This is a genomic window from Streptomyces sp. NPDC051963 (assembly GCF_044593495.1).
Classification (GTDB): Bacteria; Actinomycetota; Actinomycetes; order Streptomycetales; family Streptomycetaceae; genus Streptomyces.
The window spans coordinates 1-22236 of the sequence record NZ_JBIUCC010000008.1 but is presented as its reverse complement, the minus strand read 5'-3'; the positions used below and the strand labels follow the sequence as shown (position 1 = coordinate 22236).

The following is a 22236-nucleotide window of genomic DNA, read 5'->3' as shown; positions in this document are numbered from 1 at the left end:
TCGGTGGGTCATCCGGGACGGCGGTCGTGCCGCATCGGCGCGGCCGCCTGGCCGGTACGCCCGAGGCGTTCGAGCACCCACCGTCGGCCTTCCTGAAGCCAGGAGGCGTCCGGCAAGGTCCTGAGGCTCTCGTCGTAGCAGGCCAATGACTCCTCCATGCGCCCGAGTGCCGCCAGGGCGACCCCCTTCATCCCCCCGGCCCTGGCCGCCAGGGCGTCATCGGGTGACGCAGCGAGGGCGCGGTCGGCGCAGGTGAGCGATTCCTCGTGCCGGTCCAGGGCACTCAGCGCGAGGCACTTCTTGTACCAGCTCGCCGCCGCCCCCGCTCCGAGCGCGATGGCGCGGTCGTAGCAGGACAGGGCCTCGTCCTGACGGCCGAGCGCACAAAGGACGTCGGCCTGGTTCTGCCACGCCTCCGGCAGTTCGGGGTCCAGCTCGATCGCGTGCTCGTAGCAGGCCAGCTCCTCCTCGTCGCGCCCATGCAGCGCAAAGTGGATCGAGCCCTTGTAGACCAGCAGTTCGGCCCAGTCCTCACCCGTCCGCTGAAGTTCCTCGCAGCACTCCTCGGCCCGCTCGTACTGCCCGAGATCTACGGCGGCCCGCAGGATGTTCCAGCGCACGTCCCGGTCGTCCGGGTCGATCGCGGCCGCCTGCTCCAGAACCTCGACGGCCTCGGCCGGACGTCCCAGCGCCAGCAGGACGCATCCCTTCTCCAGGAGGGCCGGGACGTAGCGGGGCGCTACGGAGAGGGCTCGGTCCAGGTCCTCCAGCGCTTCGGCCTGCCGGTTCTGGCGCCGCCGCAGCAGGGCCCGGCCGACGAGACAGTTCTCGGCGTGCGGCCGCAGCTCCAGAGTGCGGGCGTACGCCTGCTCCGCCTCGTCGAGACGGTCCAGGTCGCGCAGCGCCACCGCCTTGCCGTTCCACAACTTTCCGTCGTCCGGCCATATGGCCAACCCCTGGGCGTAACAGCCGAGTTGCTCCTCGGAACGGCCCAGCTCACCCAGGACCCAGCCGGTACTCACCCACGCGTCGACGTCCGTGGGATCGAGCTCCCGCCATCGCTCGAAGCAGGTCAGGGCCTCCGCCAGGCGGTCGAGCCCGTTCAGGATTCCGCCCTTCTGTTTCCACAGCCCGGGCTCGTCCGGCAGGGCTTGCATGGCACGGTCGATCCAGGCGAGCGCCTCCGCGGGCCGGTCCAGCTCCCGCAGGACGACGGACTTCCACTTCCAGGCCGCGGTGTAGTCCGGAAGGAGCTCGACGGCACGGTCGTAGCAAGGCAGGGTCTCCGGCGCGCGGCCGAGCGCGTACAGCGCCCCGGCCTTGCGGAACCACGCCCAGGCCGAGTCCGGATCGAGTTCGAGAGCACGCTCGTAGCAGGCCAGCTCCTTCTCGTCGTGCCCGTGGAGAACGGCGTGGATGGCCCCTTCGTACACCAGCAGGTCGGCGGTGTCCCCGCGCAGCCGCCGTATCTGCTCCCCGTACTCCAGGGCCTGCTCGTAGCGCTCGAGCCGGTAGGCGGCGTTCATCAGGCTCGACCAGACGCCCGCGTCGTCCGGCTCCATCTCGGCCGCCCGTTCCAGGACCTCGACGGCCTCGGCCGGACGTGACAGATCCAGCAGCACGACCGCCTTGTTGTAGTGCGCTTTGAAAAAGCGCGGGGCGATGCTCAGCGCCCGGTCGAGGTCCACCAGCGACTCGGCATACCGCTTCTGCCCACTTCGCAGCAGGGCCCGGTCCAGCAGGAAGTTCTGGTCGCGCGGCTGCAGTTCCAGGGCCCGGCCGAACGCCTCCTCCGCCTCCTCGAAGCGGTCCAGCTCACGCAGGGCGCCCGCCCTGCCTGCCCAGGCATGAGCGATGTCGGACCGGAGTTCCAGAGCACGGTCGTAGCACGCCAGAGCTTCCTCGCTCCGCTCCATGCCGCGCAGGAGGTTGCCCCGGTTCAGCCACGCGCTCGGCTCGTCCGGGTTCAGCTCGACGGTGCGGTCGTAGGCGGCCAGCGCTTCGTCGGTCCTGCCCAGGCCGCCCAGGGACATGGCTCGCACCTGCCACAGCTTGCTGCGGGTGACGTCACCGCCCCCGTCCTGCCCGGCAGTCTCCAGACCGCGCTCCACCGCCTCCAACGCCTCGTCGTGGCAGTGCAGTTGGTGCAGCCCGACCGCCTTGGACACCCAGTCCTCGGCGGTGAGGCGCGGCGGCTTCGGGGGCGCCGGTGCCGGGCGGTCCAGCACCTCCCGGTACACCCCGTCCAGCAGCTCGCGCACCGCGGCGAAATCCGACGGCCGGTGATCCCGGTCCGGCTCGGTGCACGCGCGGATCAGCCGGTGGAGCCGAGTACGGCGGGTGGGCCGGTCGACGGTGCGGTCGATGTACGCCCTGGCCCGCCCGTTCCCGGGCGGCAGCGCGCCGGTGACCATCTGGAAGAGCACCACGCCGAACGCGTAGATGTCGGCGCGGGTGTCCAGCACGGCTCCGGGGACGAACTGTTCGGGAGCCATGTAGCGCGGCGTGCCGGCGACCGTCGTGTACAGCGCCTGCGCGTCCGCCGGCAGCTCACCCAGGCCGGGAGGATCGGCCTCGCCCGACTCGAAGGCACGGGCCAGTCCGAAGTCGGTCACCCACAGCGTCTCGTCCCCGGTGAGCAGGCAGTTCGCCGGTTTCACGTCCCGGTGCACCAGGCCCAGCTGGTCGTGGGCGTGGCGCAGCCCGTCGCACAGGTGCCGGGCGAACCGCAGCGCCTTCGCGGGCGGCAGCGCGCCGTCCGCCATCAGGCCGGCCAGGTCGCCGCCCTCGGCGTACTCGGTGACCACACAGGGCAGGTTCTCGATCCACTCCACGTGGCCGGCGGGGGCGACGTGCCGGTGCGGGGGCAGCCGTACCCAGGTCAGCGCCTCGCGCTCGAACCGGGCCCGGTCCGCGTCGCTCCACAGCAGGCGGGTGTCATAGGTCTTGAGCACCTTGCGCTCGCCGGTGTCACTGCGGCGGACCACGTACACGACGCCGAATCCGCCGCGGCGCACGTCCAGCACGGTCCAGTGGCCGATGTGCCGGTGACCGGCCAGGCGCTGGCCGACCCGGAAGTTCTCCCGCGCGTGCCGGTCGGGGCTCATGCCGTGCAGGCCGGCCTCGGCAGCCGCACAGTCCGGGTCGATGGACAGGGCCTGGGCGTAGGCGCGGCGCGCCATCTCGGTACGTCCGAGTCCGCGCAGGGCGTCGGCGAGCTCGACGTGCGCCACGGCCCGGTCCGGCCGCAGCGCCACGGCCTGCCCCAGCAGCCGCCCGGCCTCCTCGAACCGCCGGGCGGCCAGCGCGGCGCGGCCCAGCGCGACGAAGCGTTCGTAGTCGGGTTCCGCGTCGATGGTGTCCATGGCCCTGTACCCCCGTTGTGCTGTCCTCGGCTGCCCGACCGATTCCTCCTTCGGGACGGGCGGAAACGGGAACCGGTCCCCGTTCCCTCAGCTCCCCCACATCCCTCTGCCAGCCCTGCCACAGCCGTCCACTCCACGTTGGACGGATGGCACAGAAGATTCTGCTGGCCGACGACGACGAGGATGTACGGGAAGGCATCGGCAGGCTGCTCAGGTTCGAGGGGTACGAGACGGTGCTCGCGGGAGACGGGCGCGCGGCCCTCGACGTGATCGGGGAACCGGCCGGCGAACCCGATCTCATCGTCATGGACGTCTCCATGCCCGGCCTCGACGGGCTGGCCGCCACCCGGCGGATCCGGGCCTCCGGGTCCACCGTGCCGATCCTGATGATCACCGGCCGGGACGCGGTCGGCGACCGGATCGTCGCCCTCGACAACGGCGCCGACGGCTATCTGACGAAGCCGTTCGCCGCCGAGGAACTCCTCGCCCGGGTGCGGGCCCTGCTGCGCCGGAGCGGCCGTCGGCACGCTCCCGAGCGGCGCGAGCGGCCCGACCGGCTCTGCTTCGACGATGTCGTCCTCGACCCCGTCACCCACACCGTCACCCGCGGCGGCCGCCCGCTCGACCTCACCCCCACCGAGTACTCCCTGCTGGAGTACCTGCTGCGGCAGCCCGCCAAGGTGCTCAGCCGGGCGCAGATCCTCAAGGACGTGTGGGGCTTCGACTTCGAGCCCGCGTCCAACACGCTGGACGTGTATGTGATGTATCTGCGCCGCAAGCTGGAGAGCCGTGGCGAACCGCGGATCCTGCACACCGTGCGCGGGCTGGGCTACGTCCTCAGGAGTCCAGCAGCGTTCCCGGCAGGCCGAACGTCTTCGCGGCGCCCTTCGAGGTCACGCGGGTGACGTCGTTCTCCGTGTAGAGCAGCCAGCCCGCCCGGGTGGGGCGGATGTCCAGGGAGGCCGCCACGTCCTTCACCTTCACCCGGTGGAGTTCCTCGCCGGTCGTGGCGTCCAGTTCCAGGATCTCCGTGTCGTCGCCCGTCGCCACCGCGACCAGCAGTGTGGAGCCGGCGGTGGCCGTCACCGCGTCGACCCGGCCGCCGGTCACCGAGACCGTCGTCGCGTTCGCCTCCCGCTTCAGGGACGCCTTCACCGCTCCCGAGCCACCGGAGGCGGAGCCCACCAGCACCGGGCGGCCCGACGGACACGCGAGCGCCGACACGTCCAGTCCGCTCGGCACGGACACGTCCGTCACCTCGCCGTTCGTCATGCCGGCGGCGTACGCCTTGGTGCCGCCCGCCAGGCAGACCGTGTCCGACGCCGGGTCGGAGGCGGCCAGCCCGATGGTGCCGGGGATCTTCAGCTCGCGCTTCGCGGTCCAGTGCGCCGGGTCCTTGACGAGGACGCTGGACTGCTTCCCGCTTCCGGTGTCCGGCAGGCCCGCCACCTCGGCGATGTACGTCTTGCCGGGGAGCACCTTGCGCAGGCGCTCGTCCCCGGTCATGCCGGCGAGCGTCTTCTCCTTGCGGTCGACCTCGTAGCGCCGGTCCGGCTTGCCCCCCTTGCGGGGCACGGTGAGCAGCCAGCGGCCGTCGGCGAGTTGGACGATCTGCGGACTGACGGAGTCGTCGTCATCGGACTGCTGGGGGACGACCGCGAGGCTCTGGGCCCGCGCCTTGTCCGGGTTGATCCCGACCACCGTGACCAGGCCGTCGACCTTGGCGAGCACGAAGGTCGTGGAGCCCTTCCAGTCATTGCCCAGGTCGACTCCGCCGGGGCCGGAGCAGGCCGTGGTCAGTACGGCCGTGGCGGCGAGTGCGGACAGGAACGAGGGCAGAAACGCAGGGCGCCGTGTCGTGAAACGTGCCATGGGGGGTGGCTCACCAGTCCTTCATTGCATCTGTGGGGGACATCCTCGCGGCCCTGCGCGCCGGGGCCAGCGAACCGATCGCCACCACCAACACCGTCAGGCCGAGAAGCAGCAGCAGGGTGCCCGGCGACGGCAGCAGCACCCAGCCCTTGACGTACGGCGCCAGGTCCGCGCTGCCGCGCAGCAGGGCCGCGGCACCTGAACCGAGCGCGGCGCCGAACACCGCGCCGAGCAGTGCGGCCACGGCTCCGACCAGCGCCATCTCGGTGACCAGCATCGTCAGCACCGACCTCGTACGGAATCCGACCGCCTTGAGGATGCCGATCTCCTGCGCCCGCTGCCGCGACAGCGCGCCGGTCACGGTGACCGCGCCGACGAAGGCCAGTACACCGAGCACGCCGAGCAGCACCCGGCCGACCGTCTTGATCATCTCCAGGACACCGGGCAGGGCGTTGAGCTGCTGCTGAAGGGTGACCGCCGGATAACCCAGGCGCTGCACGGACTTCGTCACGGCCGGCACGTCCGCGGCCGTCCTGGCGACCACGGTCAGCTGGTCGTAGCCGATGGTGGCGAGGTAGCTCTTCACCGGCTCACCGGACCGCTGGGCCGCCCACTCGACCACGGTGGAGTCGGCGGCGTACGCGGCATCCGGGTTGTCCAGCTGCCAGGTCGGGTCGTACACGCCGACGAGGCGGGCGTGGCCGCTGACGCCGGTCCCCTCGCCCTGCCGTACGAAGCGGGTGGTCTCGATGTCGATCTCCTGGCCCAGGAGCTCGCTCAGGTCGACGCCCTGGGAGGCGGCCGGGGCCACGATCTCGCCCGGCTTCAGCGGGAAGAGGTCCTTGCGGACGGACTTGGTGACCGGTGGGATGAGGGCCGGACGGTAGGTCGTCGCGTACAGCAGGACCGTGTCGCCCGCCTCGGTCAGCACCCCGAACGACACCTGTGCGCGGTGCTGCACCGACTCGACGTGCGGCAGCTTCGCGAGCCGCGCGGCCGTACGATCCGTCAACTGCGGGGTGTCGGGGCGGGAGTCGGGGCGATCGACGGTGACGCTGCGGTTGGCGCTGCTCTCCTTGACACCCGAGTCGGTGACGCCCTGGGCGCTGTCGGCGATGCCCAGCGCGCCCAGGCAGACGGCGGCGGCGACCGAGACCAGGGCCACGAGGCCGATCAGACGGCGGCGCAGGGCACGGACGTTGGCCAGCGCCAGGCTGAGGACGTTCATTCGGGGCTCTCCGTCCGTGTGTTGGCCCTGGCCCGCTCGCGCGGCACCGGCTTCTCGGCCGCTGGCTGCGTGAACGCACCGCTCTCCAGGCGGTGCACCACATCCGCGAAGTCCGACACCGCCGGGTTGTGGGTGACCAGGAGCACCGCCCGGCCCTCGTCGGCCAGTTCGCGGAACAGTCCGAGCAGCACGTCCTCGCTCTTCGCGTCGAGGTTTCCGGTGGGCTCGTCGGCCAGCACGGCCGGCGGATCGTTGATCAACGCCCGCGCCAGCGCCACCCGTTGCTGCTCGCCTCCGGAGAGTTCGCCGGGCAGATGGTCGGCGCGCTCCGCGAGCCCGACCCGCTCCAGCAACGTACGCGCGCGTGCCTCACCCTCGGCGCGGCGGCCGACGTACGGCAGGACGACATTGCGCAGTGCCGAGTGCTGCGGCAGCAGGTTGTACGCCTGGAACACGAACCCGAGCCGGCTGCGGCGCAGATCCGCCAGCGCGCTGTCGCCGAGCCCCGAGACGTCCGTGTCCTGCACGAACACCCGGCCGCTGTCCGGCGGGGTCAGCAGCCCGAGGATGTGCAGAAGCGTCGTCTTCCCGGAGCCCGAGTGGCCGACCAGGGCCGTGACCTCGCCGCCTCTCACGGCGAGGTCGACTCCGTGCAGGACGTCGACCCGCCTTCCCCGCAGGGTGTAGGACTTGCCCACACCCTCGGCCCGCAGCAGTGCGTTCACCGAACTCTCGCTCACTTTCCGTCCTTCGTGGCCGGCAGCCGGTCCATGGCGCCGTGCAGCCGTCGGTCCAGGGTCCACACGGCCCAGGTCGTCTTGAGATCGCAGGCGGAGTCCCCGCCGCCGACCTGGTACAGGTCGGGCAGCCCGGGACAGCCCCGGTACGGCGTGACGCCGCGCCCCAGGGCAGCGCGCAGCGGTGCGTCCAGTGCGCCACCCGCCAGGGAGTAGGCCCGTACGACCAGGGCGTAGTGGTAGACGGAGGTGAACCGGCCCGGATTGCGCGCCCAGAGTTCCAGGGCGTCGGCGGTGATCCAGGACGGGATGCTGTCGCCCCGTCCGCTGTCGGCGAGCCCGACGGCGACCGTGGCCGCCGCGACCACCCGCTCCGGGGTGTCCGTGCTCCAGGTGCCGATCCTCGGCAGGGCCGTCGGAGCCCCGGCGTCGGTGCAGTTGAGGGTGGTGCGCTGCCACTGGGTGGCGTTCTGTTCGGTCACCGTGGCGGGCAGCGTCCGCGGATCGGCACAGAGGTGCCGTGCCTGCTCGTCCGCGCCGTCGCCCGTGGTGACCTTGCGCAGGGCGGCCCGGGTCAGCCGCTCGGCGCCTTCCTGGCCGGCGTCGTCGGACTGCTCCTCGCGGTCGAGGGCGGCCGTCAGCCGGGAGTCCCTCCTCGACCAGCCGGCCAGTGCCCGCAGGCGCTGCACGTAGAGGGAGGCGTCCGGGTTGCCGATGTAGGCGTCGGGGTCGCGTACGGTCCCGTCGTCGAGCCGTTCGCCGTCGAGCCGCTTCAGCACCGGCGCGAAGACGGTCCCGGCCGAACCGGCCGCCTTGAGCACATGAACCAGTTGGTAGAGCTGCTCGTACGGGAGCGTCGTGGCACCGTCCCTGAGCACCGGCTCCCAGACCCGGCGGTCCACCACGGGCCGCTTCCCCGCGGCCTGTCGGATCAGCGTGTAGCCGTAGGTGTCGTCGAGCCGGGTCGCCCGGGCGTCCGGCGTGAGGTCGGCGAAGTCGTCCGTGCGCGGCGCGGCGATCCGGGTGAGGGCTTCGGGGACGGGCTCCTTCAGCAGGTACAGCGAGCGGGCCAGGGCGCTGCTCTCGTCGAGTCCCCGCGGCTTCTTGGCGGGGTTCGTCAGCGAGCGCAGCCAGGATGCGGTGGCGGACCGGTCGGCCGCCGGGAGGTCGTCCAGGCGCCCGAGCGCGTCGAGCACTTCGAGGGCCGCCCAGGTGGCACCGAGGTGGGCCGCGTCGCTGTCGTCGCCGAGGGCGGAGTCGACGTACCAGCCGCCCTCGGCCCGAAGCCGGTGCACGGCCGCCGCGTCGCTCGCGTCCAGCGCGCCGGCGGCACCGGCCCGCCGCAGCGGGATCAGCCAGTCACGGCCCCAGAGCGGGGAGGTCGCCAGCGCTTGCCGGCGCAGCGAGTCGACCTGCGCCGACGCCACGCTCGTCTTAGGATCGCGGCCCAGTTCGGACAGTGTCCGCAGCGCATAGGACTGCGCCTGGGGGCCGGCCGGCTGGTTCCGCAGGAACGGGTGGTAGTAGTAGCCGTTCTGTTTGCTGACCAAAAGGTCGAATTGCCGGGCAGCGGCGGATTCACGCCGCCCGGAATCATCTGAAGTACCAGAGGTGGTGGTACATGAAGTGACGAGAGCGGCGCATATGACCGCCCCGGCCAACCGCGACGCCCGCTTTCCGCCGCGCGCCACCGAACCGAATTTCACCGAACGCCCCCGTGCGTCGTCCCGCATGTCGATCGAGCGGCCGTACCGGCCGCAGCGAAAAGTGCCACACCGCCGGGCCCTGACGGTGTGACACCCTCACCTACTGGAAGATCAGGCAGCGCCCGCGTAGGCGCACTTCTCGCTGATCTTGATCGAGCTGGTCACCTGGGCCGAGCCGCAGCTCTTCGTCGAGACGTACGTCGTCGTGCCGCCCGGCTTCATCTGGCCGTAGGTGTCGGAGATGTTGGCGTTGGTGTTCTTCCAGCGCACCTCACCCAGGGACCGGCTCTTCATCGTGAGCGTGGCCTCGGGGTTCTTGGAGATGGTGATGGACACGCTGATGCCGTGAGCCGCCAACTCCGTGCGGTTCTGGATCCACTTGGCCTTGCGCGGGTTGGTCCCGGACATCTTGGTCGACGCCTTCCAGTCACAGGCGGTGACGTAGAAGCCGCAGTGCCAGGCGTTGATCGTGACCTTGTTGCCGCCCGGGATGCCCACCGAGGTGGAGGCGGAGGTGGCGTGGGCCGGTGCGGCCGTCAGCACCAGGGCGCCGGCCGCGACCGCGGTGGCAGCCCCGGACATCAGGCGCATGCGTATGGACTTGCTCATTCGGTTGTCTCCCCGTGAGTTACCGGAAAGCGGTTCCTGGTCAGGAAACCGCAGCCGCTCCGGACCTGAATCTCAAGATCAGGTTCGGTGCCCCCAATTGATACCCGAGACCGAACGTGCAGCACAATTCAGCCAACCTGTGGCCGAGATGCACTACATCACAGCGGGAGAATGGAACCCGAGCCCGGAAACTTCCATCGGAGGCACACCCCCCGGAGAAGCCAGCCGCGCGTACACCCCGTTCCGCGCCATCAGCTCCCTATGCGTACCGACCTCCACCAACCGCCCGTCGTCGACGACGAGGATGCGGTCCGCGTCCGCCGCCAGGCTCAGATCGTGCGTGATCATGATCGTCGTACGGCCGCTCATCAGCCGGCGCAGCGGCCGGACGATACGGCGGGCCGCCACCGAGTCGAGTCCGGCCGTCGGTTCGTCCAGGACCAGGACGGGCGCGGCGCGCAGCATCGCGCGGGCGATGGCGATCCGCTGGAGCTGGCCGCCGGAGAGGGTGGCGGTGCCGGGGGCGATGACGGTGTCGTAGCCGTGGGGCAGCTTCACGACGAAGTCGTGCGCGGCCGCCGACCGTGCGGCCTCCTCGATCTCCTCGCGTGTGGCGCCCGGCCGGCCGCAGGCGATGTTCTCCTCGATCGTGCCGTGCAGGATCAGGGTCTCCTGCGGGAGCAGGGCGACGTTCTCGCGCAGGAACCGAAGGGGTACGTCGGCCAGGGGCACGCCGTCCAGGCAGATCACCCCCGCCGACGGGTCGTAGAAGCGGACCAGGAGCTTGGAGAGCGTGGACTTTCCGGCGCCGCTCGGGCCGGTGACGAGGATCAGTTCGCCGGGGGCGGCGGTGAGGGTGACGTCGTGGAGGCTGTCCTTCTCCGCGCCGGGGTAGCGGAAGGACGCGCCGTGGACGCTCACCCAGCCGCGAACCGGCCACTCCCGGACCGGTTCGGCGGGGTCCGTGACCGCCGGTTCGGAGTCGAGGATCTCGCCCAGGCGTTCGGCGCCCGCCGTGGCGGCGGTGAGGGTGAGGCCGAGCTGGCCCAGGTTGCGGATCGGTGGGTAGAGGTAGCCGAGGAAGGCGGCGAACGCCAGCAGTTGGCCCAGTGACATCCGGCGCTGCGCGATCTCCCAGACGCCGAGGCCGATCACCGCGAGCACGCACAGCGTCTCGACGACCTCGACGAACTGCTCGTACATCTCGCTCGCCCGCGCCCCGCGCACGGACGCCCGCATCCACGCGCGCGCCTCACGATCGAGCCGCTTCTCCTCCGCCGCCCGGCGGTTGTACGCCTGTGTGAGCACCACGTTGCCGAGCGACTCCTCCACGACCGAGGTGATCGCTCCGTCGGCGGCGCGTTCCTCCTGCGAGGACTCCTTGATACGGCCGGCGAAGCGGCGGGCGGCGAGGAGGAAGAGCGGGGCGAGGACGAAGGTGACCAGGGCCAGGTCCCAGCGCAGCCAGAGCGCGGCGGCCGCGTAGAAGACGGCGGAGAACGCGGCGGAGACGGTGCCGACGACGCCCGACACCACCATCTGCTCGATCGCCTCGACGTCACCGGTGAGCCGTTCGACCAGGTCGCCCTGGCGGTGCCGCTGGAAGAAGTGCGGGGGCATGTCCTGGACGTGCCGGAAGGCGTTCGCCCGCAGGCGCAGTACGAATCTCTCGGCGGTCCACACGGCGAGGGAGTTGCCGAGGTAGCCGACGATCGCGCCGAGCACGGAGGCGGTCAGCCACCAGCCGGCCGGGCTCCAGAAAGCGGAGAGCGAACCCGCCTTCAGGGCGTGGTCGGTGAGTTCCGCGAAGAGCAGGATCGACGCGGTCTCGGCGAGCGCGGCGACGATCACGCAGACGACCACCACCACGAGCCATCTGCGATCGCCGCGCGTCAGCGGCCAGAAACGCGCGAACGCCGATCGGACGTCACGCATGGTCAACCTCCCGGAATATACGGCCGGACATGCCCGAGGCGGGGTCCGGGAATTCCGGACCCCGCCTCGTGACGGTGCTTACTTGTTGCCGACCGGGCGGCGCTTCGCGGGCTTCTTCGGAGCCTTCTTCTTCGGAGCCGGCGCGGGCTTGTGGTTCTTCTTCACCGGGGCGACCTTGTGGAAGCTCATGGCTTTCTCCTTCTTCCCTTTGGGTGGATTCCCTTTGCCGTCTGCGCTGTTCGCTTTCGACATGGAAAACACTACGGGAGTCCGGAGGCGAAAATCGCCAATTCCGCTTAGACCTCGATTAATTGGGCCTGAGACTGATTTTCAGGCAACCCCGGGAACCGGACCGCTATTCACCTAGACTTTATTACGGGCCTCACCTGGAATTTACCTGGCCAATTGACAGCCCGGCCCCCTCCAGCCGCACCCTGATCCCGTCCTCCTCCACCCGGACATCCCGGAGCCGCACCTTTCCGCTCGGCGGCTCGGGCAGCCGGAACCCCAGCGACAGCCGGTCGGCGAGGACCGGGCGGGTCAGCCGGGGCAGAGCGTCCAGGAGCGTGGGGTCGAAGCCCAGGGTCTTCAGCAACTGGGGGTGGGCCAGGGCCAGATCGATGAGGTTGAGGTTCATCGCCTGCCGGGCGAAGCGCGCGGAGCCGGTCAGGTCGGCGAGCTTGGTGTCGTCGCGCAGGGCCTCGCGTACGGCGGAGTCCGGGACGCCGAGACGGCGCACGAGGGACGGCACCGACAGCAGCGCCTTCGCCTTGCGCGTCTCGCGGGCGATGCGGGCTGCCGCGTCGGAGGTCAGATGCAGGCCCTCCGATGTGCGGGCCCCCGGGCGGTACGTCGCCAGATCCCCGATGTCCAGGCGCATTCCGCCGATGTGCGTGGTGATACCGCGGTCGCCGTCGCGCAGGATGCGGGCCTCGGCGCGCAGCCGCAGGTCGTGTCCGGCGACCGGCAGGGTGCCGCGCGCCCGGATCCGGTCGTGCCCCTCGCCGGTGAACGTCACCTGGGACGCGCCCAGTTCGCGGTTCAGGTCGGCGAACGACAGCAGCACGTCGCCGTCCAGTTCGGGGACCTCGGCGCCGCGCACGGACGTCGGGCCGTCGGCGTCCAGTCGTACGTCCTTCGCGGTCGCCGAGACCTGCGCCAGCGAGACCCGGTCGGCGGCCACGTCGGGCACGGTCACCTTCACCGAGTCCAGCCGCTCGTCGGCGAGTTGGGTGACGAAGGGGAAGCCGCCGATCTCCACTTCGGGCGCCGCCGCCAGATCGAGCCGGTCCTTGAGGCCGTCCGCCGCCCTGCTCTCGGCGTACAGCAGCGCCCAGCGGTCGGCGAGGGCCAGACAGGCGGCGAGGACGACGAGCCCCACCACCGCCTTCATCCCGAGCGACAGACCCGCGAGGCGGCCCCGCCGGCGGCGACGGCCGTTACGGCGGTGGTTGGGCGGGGCCCACTCCTCGTCGTCCGCGAACTCCTCGCTCTCGTCGCTCTCCCCGCCGACGGGGTCCCTTTGGAGGAACTCCTCCAAAGGGCCGTCGTCGAGAGCGCCGAGCTCGTCGTACGGGTTGGGAGCACCAAGCCTTTCGTACGGGTTTGAACGATAATGCGTCGCTATGTGGTGGGGGGTACGCATCGATCCATCCGAACACGCGCACCCGCCCCACCCGCAACCTGTATCCCGGGTATGCGATCTAGCTCACGATCGTGATCCGGTCCGCCTTCGGCGGGGCGATCGGGTTCGCGGCCGAGGAATTGGCCGTGAGGTACTGATCGAGAGCGGTCAGGTCGTCCGCGCCGACCAGGTCGTTCGTGCCCTGGCCCAGCGTCGGGAAGCCGTCGCCGCCGCCCGCGAGGAAGCTGTTCGTCGCGACGCGGTAGGTGGCCGCCGGGTCGATGGCCGTGCCCCCCAGCAGAATCGAGTCGGTGACGACCCGGTCGGCGCCGGTCTTGGTCATGTCCAGGGTGTAGGTCAGACCCGACGAGATCTGGAGGACCTTCGGGGAGGCCGCGTTGGTCCCGCTCACCTGCTCCTTGAGCACCTGGATCAGCTGGGTGCCGGTGAAGTCCTGGAGGTTCACCGTGTTGGCGAACGGCTGCACCGTGAAGCCCTCGGCGTACGTCACCACACCGTCGCCCTCGCTGCCCTTGGCCGCGTAGGTCAGCCCGGCCCGGATGCCGCCCGGGTTCATCAGCGCGAGGTCGGTCTCCGGGTCCAGCTCCTTGCCGTAGGCGAGCTGCGCGTCGGCGATGAGGTCGCCGAGCGGGGACTCGGTGCCGCTGTTGCCGATGTCGGCGGAGATATGGCCGATCGCGCGGTTGCCGATGGGCGCCGCGAGGGTGTTCCACTTGCTGATCAGCTCGGTCATGTCGGTCGCCTTGGGGACGTCCCGGGTGACCACGTGGTTCGCGGACTTTACGGCCGTACGGGCGATGTCACCCGTCCACCGGTCGTACGTCAGCGTCGTGTCCGTGTAGAGCCGGCCGAAGGACGCGGCCGAGGTGACCATGCGCGGCTTGCCCGACGGGTCGTTGATCGTGCACGCGTACGCCGCGTGGGTGTGACCGGTGACCAGCGCGTCCACCGACGGCGTGATGTTCTTGGCGATGTCCACGATCGGGCCGGAGATGCCGTCACCGGCGCCGGGGCTGTCGCAGTCGTAGTTGTACGCCGTCGAGGCCGGGGCCCCGCCCTCGTGGATCAGCGCGACGATCGACTTCACGCCCTGCTTCTGGAGCACCTTGGCGTACTTGTTGATCGTCTCGACCTCGTCCTTGAACTTGAGGCCCTTCACGCCCTCGGCGGAGACGACGCCCGGAGTGTCCTCCAGCGTGACGCCGACGAAGCCGACCTTGACGCCGTTCTTCTTCCACACCCAGTACGGCTTGAGGATCGGCTTGCCGGTCTTCTCGTCCAGGACGTTCGCCGCGAGGTACGGGAAGTCGGCGCCCTTGAACTTCTTGTCCGTGTAGCAGCCGTCGGTGGGGTGGCAGCCGCCGTTCTGGAGACGGGCCAGTTCCCTGGCGCCCTCGTCGAACTCGTGGTTGCCGACGCTCGTCACATCGAGGTCGAGCTTGTTCAGCGCCTCGATGGTGGGCTCGTCGTGGAACAGGCCCGAGATCAGCGGGGAGGCGCCGACCATGTCGCCGCCGGCCGCGGTGATCGAGTACTTGTTGCCCGCACGCGCGTCGCGCAGATGGGTCGCGAGGTACTCGACGCCGCCCGCGTCGATGTTCTGGGTCGTGCCGTCCTCGTGCACCTCGGTGACGCGGCCGGAGGAACCGGCCGGCGGCTCCAGGTTGCCGTGCAGGTCGTTGAAGGACAGCAGCTGGACGTCCTGGTAACGGCCGGGCAGACCGTGGCCCGCCCCCTTGCTGTCCTGCGCCGCCCCGGCCGGCAGCGCCGCGAGCAGCGCGCCGGCGGTGGCCAGCCCCGCAGCTGCTGCGAGGACTGCGTACGTACGGCGTCTGCGGTGATGCGGCTGGGATATGGCTGGCATGCGCCCCCCCTGCTGTGGGTCTGCTGATGTCTGTCGGCTGTGGTGCCGGTGGGTTTTCCGAGGTGATCTCGCCCGGCGGCAGCCTAGAGTCAACGCGCGTAGCGCGACAGGGGGTTCGTGGTTACATCCTGGTTGCTTCATTGCCGTCGGCCGCCGCCACTTTGTCCGAGGCTCCCCGTACCCTCGTACTCATGACCAGCGACGACACGGCGTACCCGGCCCGCTCCCGCGCCATCGAGACCTACTCCGCGCTCTCCCCGGCACAGACCGAGTCCGTGCTCGCGCTGCTCACGGAGGCCACGCTCAACGACGGTCAGCAGGCCGTGTCCGAGCAGGGGCGGCTGTATCTGCGCGGAGCCGCCCGGGAGGGCATCGCCCATCTGCTGCTGACGGTCGGCGACGAACTCGCCGGTTACGCCCAGCTGGAGGACACCGATCCGGTGGAGGCGCCGGCCGCGGAGCTGGTCGTCCATCCGGCACACCGGGGGCACGGCCACGGGCGGGCGCTGGGGTCGGCGCTGCTGGCCGCCTCCGGGAAGCGGCTGCGGGTGTGGGCGCACGGCGGGCATTCGGCGGCGCGGCATCTGGCGCAGGTGCTGGGGCTCACGCTCTTCCGGGAACTGCGCCAGATGCGGCGGCCGTTGACCGGGCTCGACCTGCCCGACCCGGTGCTGCCGCCCGGCGTGGGCGTCCGTGCCTTCGTGCCCGGCCAGGACGACTCCGCCTGGCTCGCGGTGAACGCCGCAGCCTTCGCCCACCACCCCGAGCAGGGCTCCCTCACGCAGCGGGACCTCGACGACCGTATGGCCGAGCCCTGGTTCGATCCCGCCGGGTTCTTCCTGGCGGAGCGCGAGGGCGAGCTGATCGGCTTCCACTGGACGAAGGTCCACGCCACGGAGGGCCTCGGCGAGGTGTACGTCCTCGGCGTCCGCCCCGGTGCCCAGGGCGGGGGCCTGGGCAAGGCCCTGACGACGATCGGGCTACGGCACCTCGCGGCGCAGGCCCTGCCCACCGCGATGCTGTACGTCGACGCCGACAACAAGGCGGCCGTGTCGGTCTACGAACGGCTGGGATTCGTCACGCACGAGACGGACCTGATGTACCGCACGGAGACGTGACGCTGCGCTGTGCTGGTGGCGGTGGCGTGACCGGCGTCAGTGCGGGCGCCCCTGGGGGCTCCGCCCCCAGACCCCCGGGCCTGTGCCCACCCCACCACCCGACTCGGTCGGCCAAGAAGTGGCCCTCGCCTGACCTCTCGGTCGGCCAGGAAGTGACCGCCGAACCCACGCGGCCGGCCCGAGAGGCACCCTCACCGCCCCGACCCGGTCAGCCCGAGCGTGGCCCTCGGCCTCAGCTTCAAGCTCCGCAGCGGCTCCGGCCCACACACCGCCCACACCACCGCCGCACCGGCCAGCACCATCCCCCAGCGGTCGTGCGCGGCCCCCCACCGCTCGTCGGCCGTCGGCACGAACAGGGCCCAGTCGTCCGGCAGGAGCAGGGGCGTCAAGGCGGCCGCGGCAAGCAGCACCGCTGCCACCAGCGTGCCCGGTGTGGCATCTTCCGAGCGGTGCACCGCGATCGCCGCGACCGCCAGGGCGAGGGCGAACATCGCCCCGGCCTCCAGCGTGACGTCGGCCACCGGCGGCCGTACGTCACCGGGGACCAGCAGCACCGCGGCCGTCCACCACACCGCCGCCGGCGGCGCGACGAGCACCGCCCGCAGGGCGTGACGGACCCAGCGGCGGGTCGGTACGGGTGCCGTGATGTGCCGGGCGGGGTCGTCCAGGACGAACGCCAGCCCGAGCGCGAAGGCCAGCACGGCACCCCGGAGGAGGAACAGGGTCCACCATTCGTTCGAGCCCATCAGCCTCGGCAGCCCGGCCAGCAGCAGCCCCGCCGCTCCGGCCGCGCCCAGCGCCCGCCATGGCAACGTACGCCAGAGGGGCAGGGCCAGCTCCCTCACTCCTCGCATGCGTCCGCGTCCTTCGGCACCTCGACGCCCAGCAGCTCGGCCACCCGGCTGGTCCTGACCTTCGGTGACGTCAGCTCGGCCCAGTCGGCCTTCACCTTCGCCGTGACGGTGTCACGCGGCTGTTCGAGCAGCTTCCGTACGACTTCGGTCTGACCCGAGGTCATGGACAGCGGATCGGTGGGCGACAGGACGATCGCGGAGCCGGTCACGCTGTCGTCGAGGCGGACGTCGCGCAGGGACTGCATCGGGTCGTCCGCCCAGCCCAGCGCCAGCCACATCACGGTCACCATGCGGCCGTCGCACATACCGCCCGCCGCCTTCTCGCTGCCGGTCACCAGCACGGAGGCGACCGCAGCCGAGAACTCCGGGACGCGGTTGCCGCCCCATGCCGTGCCCACCGTCACCTGGTGCGGGGTCGCGGACGGGGCGAGTGCCGCGTCACCGGACAGGCCGTAGCGGGCGTCGACCCGCTGGCGTACGAGAAGTTGCTGTTGCTGCGCGCTGCCGCCCGCCAGTGACCGGACGTGGTCCACGACGTCCGCCCAGGTGGCCGACTGCGGCACCCACTCGGGGAAGGCGCAGTAGTCCGAGCCGTCGTGCCGTACGCAGGTCTGGTCCTTCTCGGGCGTGACCGAGACCCGCTCCCGGGCCGCCGTCAGTTCCGGTGAGACGCCTTCGGTCTGCCCGATGGCGCCCGTCAGGGTGAGGGCCACCGACGCGGCCAGGGCACCCGCGACCGTTCGTGTGCGACCGCCGCTCACCAGCATCGCCAGCAGCACGGCGCACAGGACGAGCCCCGCGAGATACAGCGCGTGCCAGGCCGCCGGGCGGCCGATCAGGTCGGACGGAAGCGCGGTGTTGCTGGCCTCGCCGACCACCGGCGTCAGCCACCTCGTCCCCGCGTCGTCCCCGGGGACCGCGACCAGGACGAAGAAGAAGAGGACGAAGACCCCCATCAGCGGGGCCGCCACGACCGAGGCGACCAGTCTGGCCATCAGCACCCCGATCACCCCGAACAGCAGCACCGTCAGCGGCCCGACGAGCAGCTCCGCGGGAGAACCGTGCCCGACGGCATCCGGCTTGAGCGCCTCCCAGGTGAACTGGGCCCCGACGCAGAGCGCGGTGAGGGCGGCGGCCGGGACCACGGACAGTGCGTGGGCCGCCGTGCGCTGCCAGGGCTGGAGCACCAGCACCGCGAAGTGGCGTTCGGTGTCCCGCCGTCGGGATCTCAGCACCGCCAGGTTCGCCGACAGCAGCACCGCCAGGGCGACCAGCAGTGGCGCGGTCTGGGTGGCGCGGTCGGTGTTCTGGAGGACCGGGGCGTCCCCGCCGTCGCGGTAGACGATCCAGGCGATGTATCCGGCGAAGGCCAGCAGGACGGGGACGCGCAGCAGCAGTTTCCCCGCCTCGAAGCGGGCCAGGGCGAAGACGGCCGCCCAGGTGCGGCGCGGCTCGGTGGTCACGGCGGGCGGGGCCGCCTGAAGCACGGCGCTCATGCCGCCACCTCCGCCGGCTCGCCGTCGAGCGTGAGGAGGTAACCGTCTTCCAGGGTGGGTTCGAGGAGTTCGGCCCCGGGCGGCGGATCGCCGACGTTGCGGAACGTCCCCACCCCCGTGCGCCAGCCCGCCTTCGCGCCCGGCGCGCGTTCCGTGCTGCTCCACACCCGGCCGGCCGCCCGTGCGGTCAGCTCGGCGGGCGTGCCGTCGAAGCGGATGGTGCCGGACGCCATGACCAGGACGCGGTGGCAGAGCATCGCCACGTCCTCGGTCTGGTGGGTGGACAGCAGGACCGAACGGCCCTCGCCGGCCTGTGCGATCAACTCCCTGAAGCGCATGCGCTGTTCGGGGTCCAGGCCGACGGTCGGCTCGTCGAGGACCAGGAACCCGGGGTCGCCGACCAGCGCGGCGGCCAGCGCGACCCGCTGCCGCATACCGCCGGACAGCTTCTTGATCCGCTTGCCGCGTACGTCGGACAGATCGACGCACTCCAGCACCCGCCGCGCCTCCCGGTGCCGTGCGGCGCGGTCGGTCAGCTCCTTGAGGATCGCCACGTAGTCGACGAACTCGAAGGCCGTGAAGTCCGGGTGGAAGCCGGGGGCTTGGGGGAGGTAGCCGAGGTTGCGCCGGACCTGGTGGCGGCCGGCGGCGGTCGCCGGGTCGTGGCCGAGGACCGTGAACGCGCCCTGGTCGGGCGGAACGGCGGTGGCGAGCACCCGCAACAGGGTGGTCTTCCCCGCTCCGTTGGGGCCGAGCAGGCCCGTCACACCCGGCGTGAGCCGCAGTGAGACATCGTCCAGGGCGCGGGTGCCGCCGTAGCGGAGGCCGAGCCCGGAGGCGGAGACGGTGGGGATCATGCGGCGCTCCCGTGGAAGAGGTCGAAGCGGTCACGAAGGAGGAAGAGCAGACCGGCGGCGAGCGCGGCGACGGCGGCGGCCGCGCCCTGTCCGGCGGTGGTGAAGGGTGCGAGCGGGCCGTCGGCCGACGCGTGCGCCACCAGCAGCAGCGCGATCCACGCCCCGCCGACGAGGGACGGCGCGAGCACCGGCCCGAGCCGCGGGACCAGTGCAAGCCCGGTCGTGGTCAGGGCGAGTGCGGGCAGCAGCCAGGCGAGGGCCTGGAGTCCGTACGCCGGAAGCGCGAGGGTCGCCAGGCCGTTGAGGCCGAGCCCCGCGGCGAGCACGGCGACCGTACGGATCATCAGCAGCCGGAACCCGTGCACCGGGGACACGACGGCCATCTCGTACGTCGGATCCAGCGCGGGCCCGTACGACACGGCGACCCCGGCGAGGGGCAGCAGCGGCGCGAGGGCGAGGAACATCGTGGGCGACCGGGTCACCGGGGACACGTTCGTCACGACGACGGTCAGCACGAGCACTCCGACGACCGCGCCCAGCCACGAGCCGCGCATCGCCGGCGTGGCCGCGAGCAGCCGCGCGGTGTGGTCGGCGACCCCGACCCGCACCAGCAGCGCCTCGAACCAGCCCGGCCGGGGCGCGTCCAGCTCGGCGTCCAGCCGCTCCCAGCCGGCGTCGAGCGCGACCGGGTCGCTGACCTCGGCGAGCACGGACCGGCACCGGTCACAGGCGGTGAGGTGGGTGTCGGCGGACCAGAGGGCGGGGGCGGCCAACTCACCGCGCGCGTACGACCGTAGATCTTCTTCAGGTACGTGCCAGGTCATCTCGGCGCCTCCCCTTGCTTGCGTCATGCCAGCGCCTCCCGCAGTTGCTTGCGGGCACGCATCGCCCGTGTCTTGACCGTGCCGGGCGGTATCCCCAGCAGGACGGCGGCCTCGCGGGTGGTCAGCCCGTCGACGACCGTCGCCTGGAGCACCGCGCGCAGCTCCGGGGAGAGCCCGACCAGGGCGCCCGCGAGGTCCCCGTGCTCGACCCCCGCGAGCACGCGCTCCTCCGCGGAGGCCTCGTCCCGGTGCCGCAGCCGCGCCAGCGTCTGCCGCAGCCGGCCCCGGGCGCCGTCGCCCCGCAGCGCGTCGACCAGGCGTCGTGACCCGATGCGCCACAGCCACCCGGCCACATCGCCGTCCTCCCGGTAGCGGGCCTTGCCCCGCCACACCGCGAGGAACGTCTCCTGTACGACGTCGTCGACGATCCCGGCGTCGGCGCACCGGCCGCGCAGCCGGGCGCCGAGCCACGGCGCGAACCGCCGGTACAGCTCCTCGAAGGCGCGCCGGTCCCCGTCCGCCGCGATGGCTCGCAGCAGGTCCCCGTCGCTTCTCGTTTCGCTCACGTCTCCTCATCGCACGGGCGCCGCGGATCGGTTCACACCCTCGCCCACGAGTTTGCGGCTTGACTTTCGGGACCACCTTCCACCACCCTTTCACTACTCAATTAGTGAAAGGGTGGTGTCCGAGTGGTCGAGTACCGTATCGACCGGCAGAACGGCGTGGCCACCTACGTCCAGATCGTCCAGCAGACCAAACAGGCGCTCCGCCTGGGCCTGCTGGAGCCGGGTGACAAGCTCCCCACGGCCCGCGAGGTCGTCGAGGCCACCGCCATCAACCCCAACACCGTCCTCAAGGCCTACCGCGAACTGGAGCGGGAGGGCCTGGTCGAGGCGCGCCGGGGCCTGGGCACCTTCGTACGCCGCGGGCTGAGCACCGCCCCCGCCGACTCCCCCCTCCGCGCCGAGCTGGACGCATGGGCGGAGCGGGCCCGAGAGGCGGGTCTCGGGCGGGAGGACGTGGCCGCGCTCTTCACCGCCGTACTCGAAACACACTTCGCCGTGCCCGCGCCGCACATCGCCGAACCCGAACAGCATCTCCAGGGAGACCCGTCATGACCGACACGGCCATAGAGACAGCCGGCCTCGGCAAACGCTTCGGCCGCCGCAGCTGGGCGCTGCGCGGCTGCTCCTTCCGGCTGCCCACCGGACGCGTCTGCGCGGTCGTCGGCCCGAACGGCGCCGGCAAGTCCACACTGCTCGCCCTCGCCGCCGGACTGCTCGCCCCGACCGAGGGCACGGTGCGCGTGCTCGGCGGATCCCCGGCGGCGGCACGCGCGCGTGTCGGTTTCGTCGACCAGAACAAGCCGCTGTACCCGCAGCTCACGGTCGCCGAGACGCTGCGCATGGGCGCCGACCTCAACCCCGGCCACTGGGACGCCCGGACCGCCGAGCGGATCGTGGCCGAAGGCGACCTCGACCCGAACTCCCGGGTGCGTACGCTCTCCGGCGGCCAGCGCACCCGTGTCGCGCTCTCCCTCGCGCTGGCCAAGCGGCCCGAACTGCTGCTCCTGGACGAGCCGATGGCCGACCTCGACCCGCTGGCCCGGCACGAGCTGATGGGCGTCCTGATGTCCCAGGCCGCGGAGTACGGCACGACGATCGTGATGTCCTCGCACGTCGTCGCCGAACTGGAGGACTCCTGCGACCACCTGCTGCTGGTCGGCGGTGGCCGGGTCCGGCTGGCGGGCGAACTGGACGAGCTGCTGGAGTCCCACGCGCGCGTGTCGGGCTCCGCGGACACCCCCCTCGCCCCGCACCACACCGTCGTCGAGTCCCGCACGACCGGCCGCCAGCTCACCGCCCTGCTCCGCCCGGCCGGCCCGCTGACCGCCGACTGGCAGAAGAGCGTCCCCACCCTGGAGGAGCTGCTCCTCGCCTACCTCCGCAACCCGCAGGCCGACACCGAGGCCGACACTCAGGAGACCGCCGCGTGACCGCCCCCACGCCCGCCGGCCGCGTACGGCGGCACGGGGACGTGGCGGGGGTGTCCGCCCGCAGCGGTTGGCGCGTCAACACGGGCACCTCTCCAAGAGACCGATTCCGCGCCGTGCCGAGGACGGACAC

At 71.6% G+C, this 22236-nt stretch carries 18 protein-coding genes; 4 read left to right on the top strand and 14 right to left on the bottom strand.

The window, feature by feature from the left end; translation table 11 throughout:
- Positions 1 to 8: 8 nt before the first annotated feature.
- A complete protein-coding gene (locus ACIHFB_RS31405; RefSeq protein WP_365275218.1) occupies positions 9 to 3365 on the bottom strand; it encodes a tetratricopeptide repeat protein in 3357 nt (1118 codons plus the stop codon).
- Between the two features lie 146 nt (positions 3366 to 3511).
- Between ACIHFB_RS31405 and ACIHFB_RS31400 the strand changes: the two genes are divergently transcribed.
- A complete protein-coding gene (locus ACIHFB_RS31400) occupies positions 3512 to 4270 on the top strand; it encodes a response regulator transcription factor (RefSeq protein WP_365275215.1) in 759 nt (252 codons plus the stop codon).
- Here the strand turns inward: ACIHFB_RS31400 and ACIHFB_RS31395 are convergent.
- The 8 genes from ACIHFB_RS31395 to ACIHFB_RS31360 form a co-directional block, all read right to left on the bottom strand.
- Complete coding sequence (locus ACIHFB_RS31395) at positions 4203 to 5237, bottom strand: hypothetical protein (RefSeq protein WP_400128734.1); 1035 nt, start codon at positions 5235 to 5237, stop codon at positions 4203 to 4205. The two genes, ACIHFB_RS31400 and ACIHFB_RS31395, sit on opposite strands and share 68 nt — an antisense overlap.
- 10 nt (positions 5238 to 5247) lie before the next feature.
- Positions 5248 to 6465 carry an ABC transporter permease gene (locus ACIHFB_RS31390; protein ID WP_400128733.1) on the bottom strand — a complete coding sequence of 406 codons (1218 nt, stop codon included), beginning with the start codon at positions 6463 to 6465 and terminating at the stop codon, positions 5248 to 5250.
- Positions 6462 to 7190, bottom strand: coding sequence for an ABC transporter ATP-binding protein (locus tag ACIHFB_RS31385; RefSeq protein WP_365276741.1), 729 nt, complete (start codon positions 7188 to 7190; stop codon positions 6462 to 6464). The genes ACIHFB_RS31390 and ACIHFB_RS31385 overlap by 4 nt, the downstream gene beginning before the upstream one ends.
- An 11-nt stretch (positions 7191 to 7201) precedes the next feature.
- Positions 7202 to 8752 carry a hypothetical protein gene (locus ACIHFB_RS31380; RefSeq protein WP_400128732.1) on the bottom strand — a complete coding sequence of 517 codons (1551 nt, stop codon included), beginning with the start codon at positions 8750 to 8752 and terminating at the stop codon, positions 7202 to 7204.
- A 267-nt stretch (positions 8753 to 9019) separates the two neighbouring features.
- Entirely contained in the window at positions 9020 to 9517 is a 498-nt protein-coding gene (locus ACIHFB_RS31375; protein ID WP_365275203.1) for a hypothetical protein, read from the bottom strand.
- A 153-nt stretch (positions 9518 to 9670) separates the two neighbouring features.
- Entirely contained in the window at positions 9671 to 11452 is a 1782-nt protein-coding gene (locus ACIHFB_RS31370; protein WP_400128731.1) for an ABC transporter ATP-binding protein, read from the bottom strand.
- Between the two features lie 382 nt (positions 11453 to 11834).
- Positions 11835 to 13097, bottom strand: coding sequence for a DUF2993 domain-containing protein (locus ACIHFB_RS31365; protein WP_365275197.1), 1263 nt, complete (start codon positions 13095 to 13097; stop codon positions 11835 to 11837).
- A gap of 58 nt (positions 13098 to 13155) precedes the next feature.
- On the bottom strand, positions 13156 to 14961 hold the full coding sequence (locus tag ACIHFB_RS31360; RefSeq protein WP_400128730.1) for a bifunctional metallophosphatase/5'-nucleotidase: 1806 nt from the start codon (positions 14959 to 14961) through the stop codon (positions 13156 to 13158).
- A 191-nt stretch (positions 14962 to 15152) separates the two neighbouring features.
- Here ACIHFB_RS31360 and mshD point away from each other — a divergent pair, with 191 nt between their 5' ends.
- Complete coding sequence (gene mshD, locus ACIHFB_RS31355) at positions 15153 to 16079, top strand: mycothiol synthase (protein ID WP_400128729.1); 927 nt, start codon at positions 15153 to 15155, stop codon at positions 16077 to 16079.
- A gap of 191 nt (positions 16080 to 16270) precedes the next feature.
- On the opposite strand, the gene ACIHFB_RS31350 is transcribed toward mshD, so the two are convergent.
- The 5 genes from ACIHFB_RS31350 to ACIHFB_RS31330 are packed head-to-tail and all read right to left on the bottom strand — an operon-like array spanning position 16271 to position 20676.
- Complete coding sequence (locus ACIHFB_RS31350) at positions 16271 to 16933, bottom strand: ABC transporter (protein WP_365275188.1); 663 nt, start codon at positions 16931 to 16933, stop codon at positions 16271 to 16273.
- Entirely contained in the window at positions 16921 to 18429 is a 1509-nt protein-coding gene (locus ACIHFB_RS31345) for an ABC transporter permease (protein ID WP_400128728.1), read from the bottom strand. The genes ACIHFB_RS31350 and ACIHFB_RS31345 overlap by 13 nt, the downstream gene beginning before the upstream one ends.
- The gene (locus ACIHFB_RS31340; RefSeq protein ID WP_365275182.1) at positions 18426 to 19286 is read right to left on the bottom strand and encodes an ABC transporter ATP-binding protein; all 861 of its coding nucleotides are present in this window, start codon (positions 19284 to 19286) and stop codon (positions 18426 to 18428) included. The genes ACIHFB_RS31345 and ACIHFB_RS31340 overlap by 4 nt, the downstream gene beginning before the upstream one ends.
- Positions 19283 to 20110 carry a zf-HC2 domain-containing protein gene (locus ACIHFB_RS31335; protein WP_400128963.1) on the bottom strand — a complete coding sequence of 276 codons (828 nt, stop codon included), beginning with the start codon at positions 20108 to 20110 and terminating at the stop codon, positions 19283 to 19285. Before ACIHFB_RS31335 ends, ACIHFB_RS31340 begins: the two co-directional genes overlap by 4 nt.
- Positions 20111 to 20133: 23 nt before the next feature.
- Positions 20134 to 20676, bottom strand: a complete 543-nt coding sequence (locus ACIHFB_RS31330) for an RNA polymerase sigma factor (protein WP_365275179.1) — start codon at positions 20674 to 20676, stop codon at positions 20134 to 20136.
- 123 nt (positions 20677 to 20799) lie between these two features.
- Between ACIHFB_RS31330 and ACIHFB_RS31325 the strand changes: the two genes are divergently transcribed.
- Complete coding sequence (locus ACIHFB_RS31325; RefSeq protein WP_400128727.1) at positions 20800 to 21228, top strand: GntR family transcriptional regulator; 429 nt, start codon at positions 20800 to 20802, stop codon at positions 21226 to 21228.
- Positions 21225 to 22106, top strand: a complete 882-nt coding sequence (locus ACIHFB_RS31320) for an ABC transporter ATP-binding protein (protein WP_400128726.1) — start codon at positions 21225 to 21227, stop codon at positions 22104 to 22106. The genes ACIHFB_RS31325 and ACIHFB_RS31320 overlap by 4 nt, the downstream gene beginning before the upstream one ends.
- Positions 22107 to 22236 lie beyond the last annotated feature (130 nt).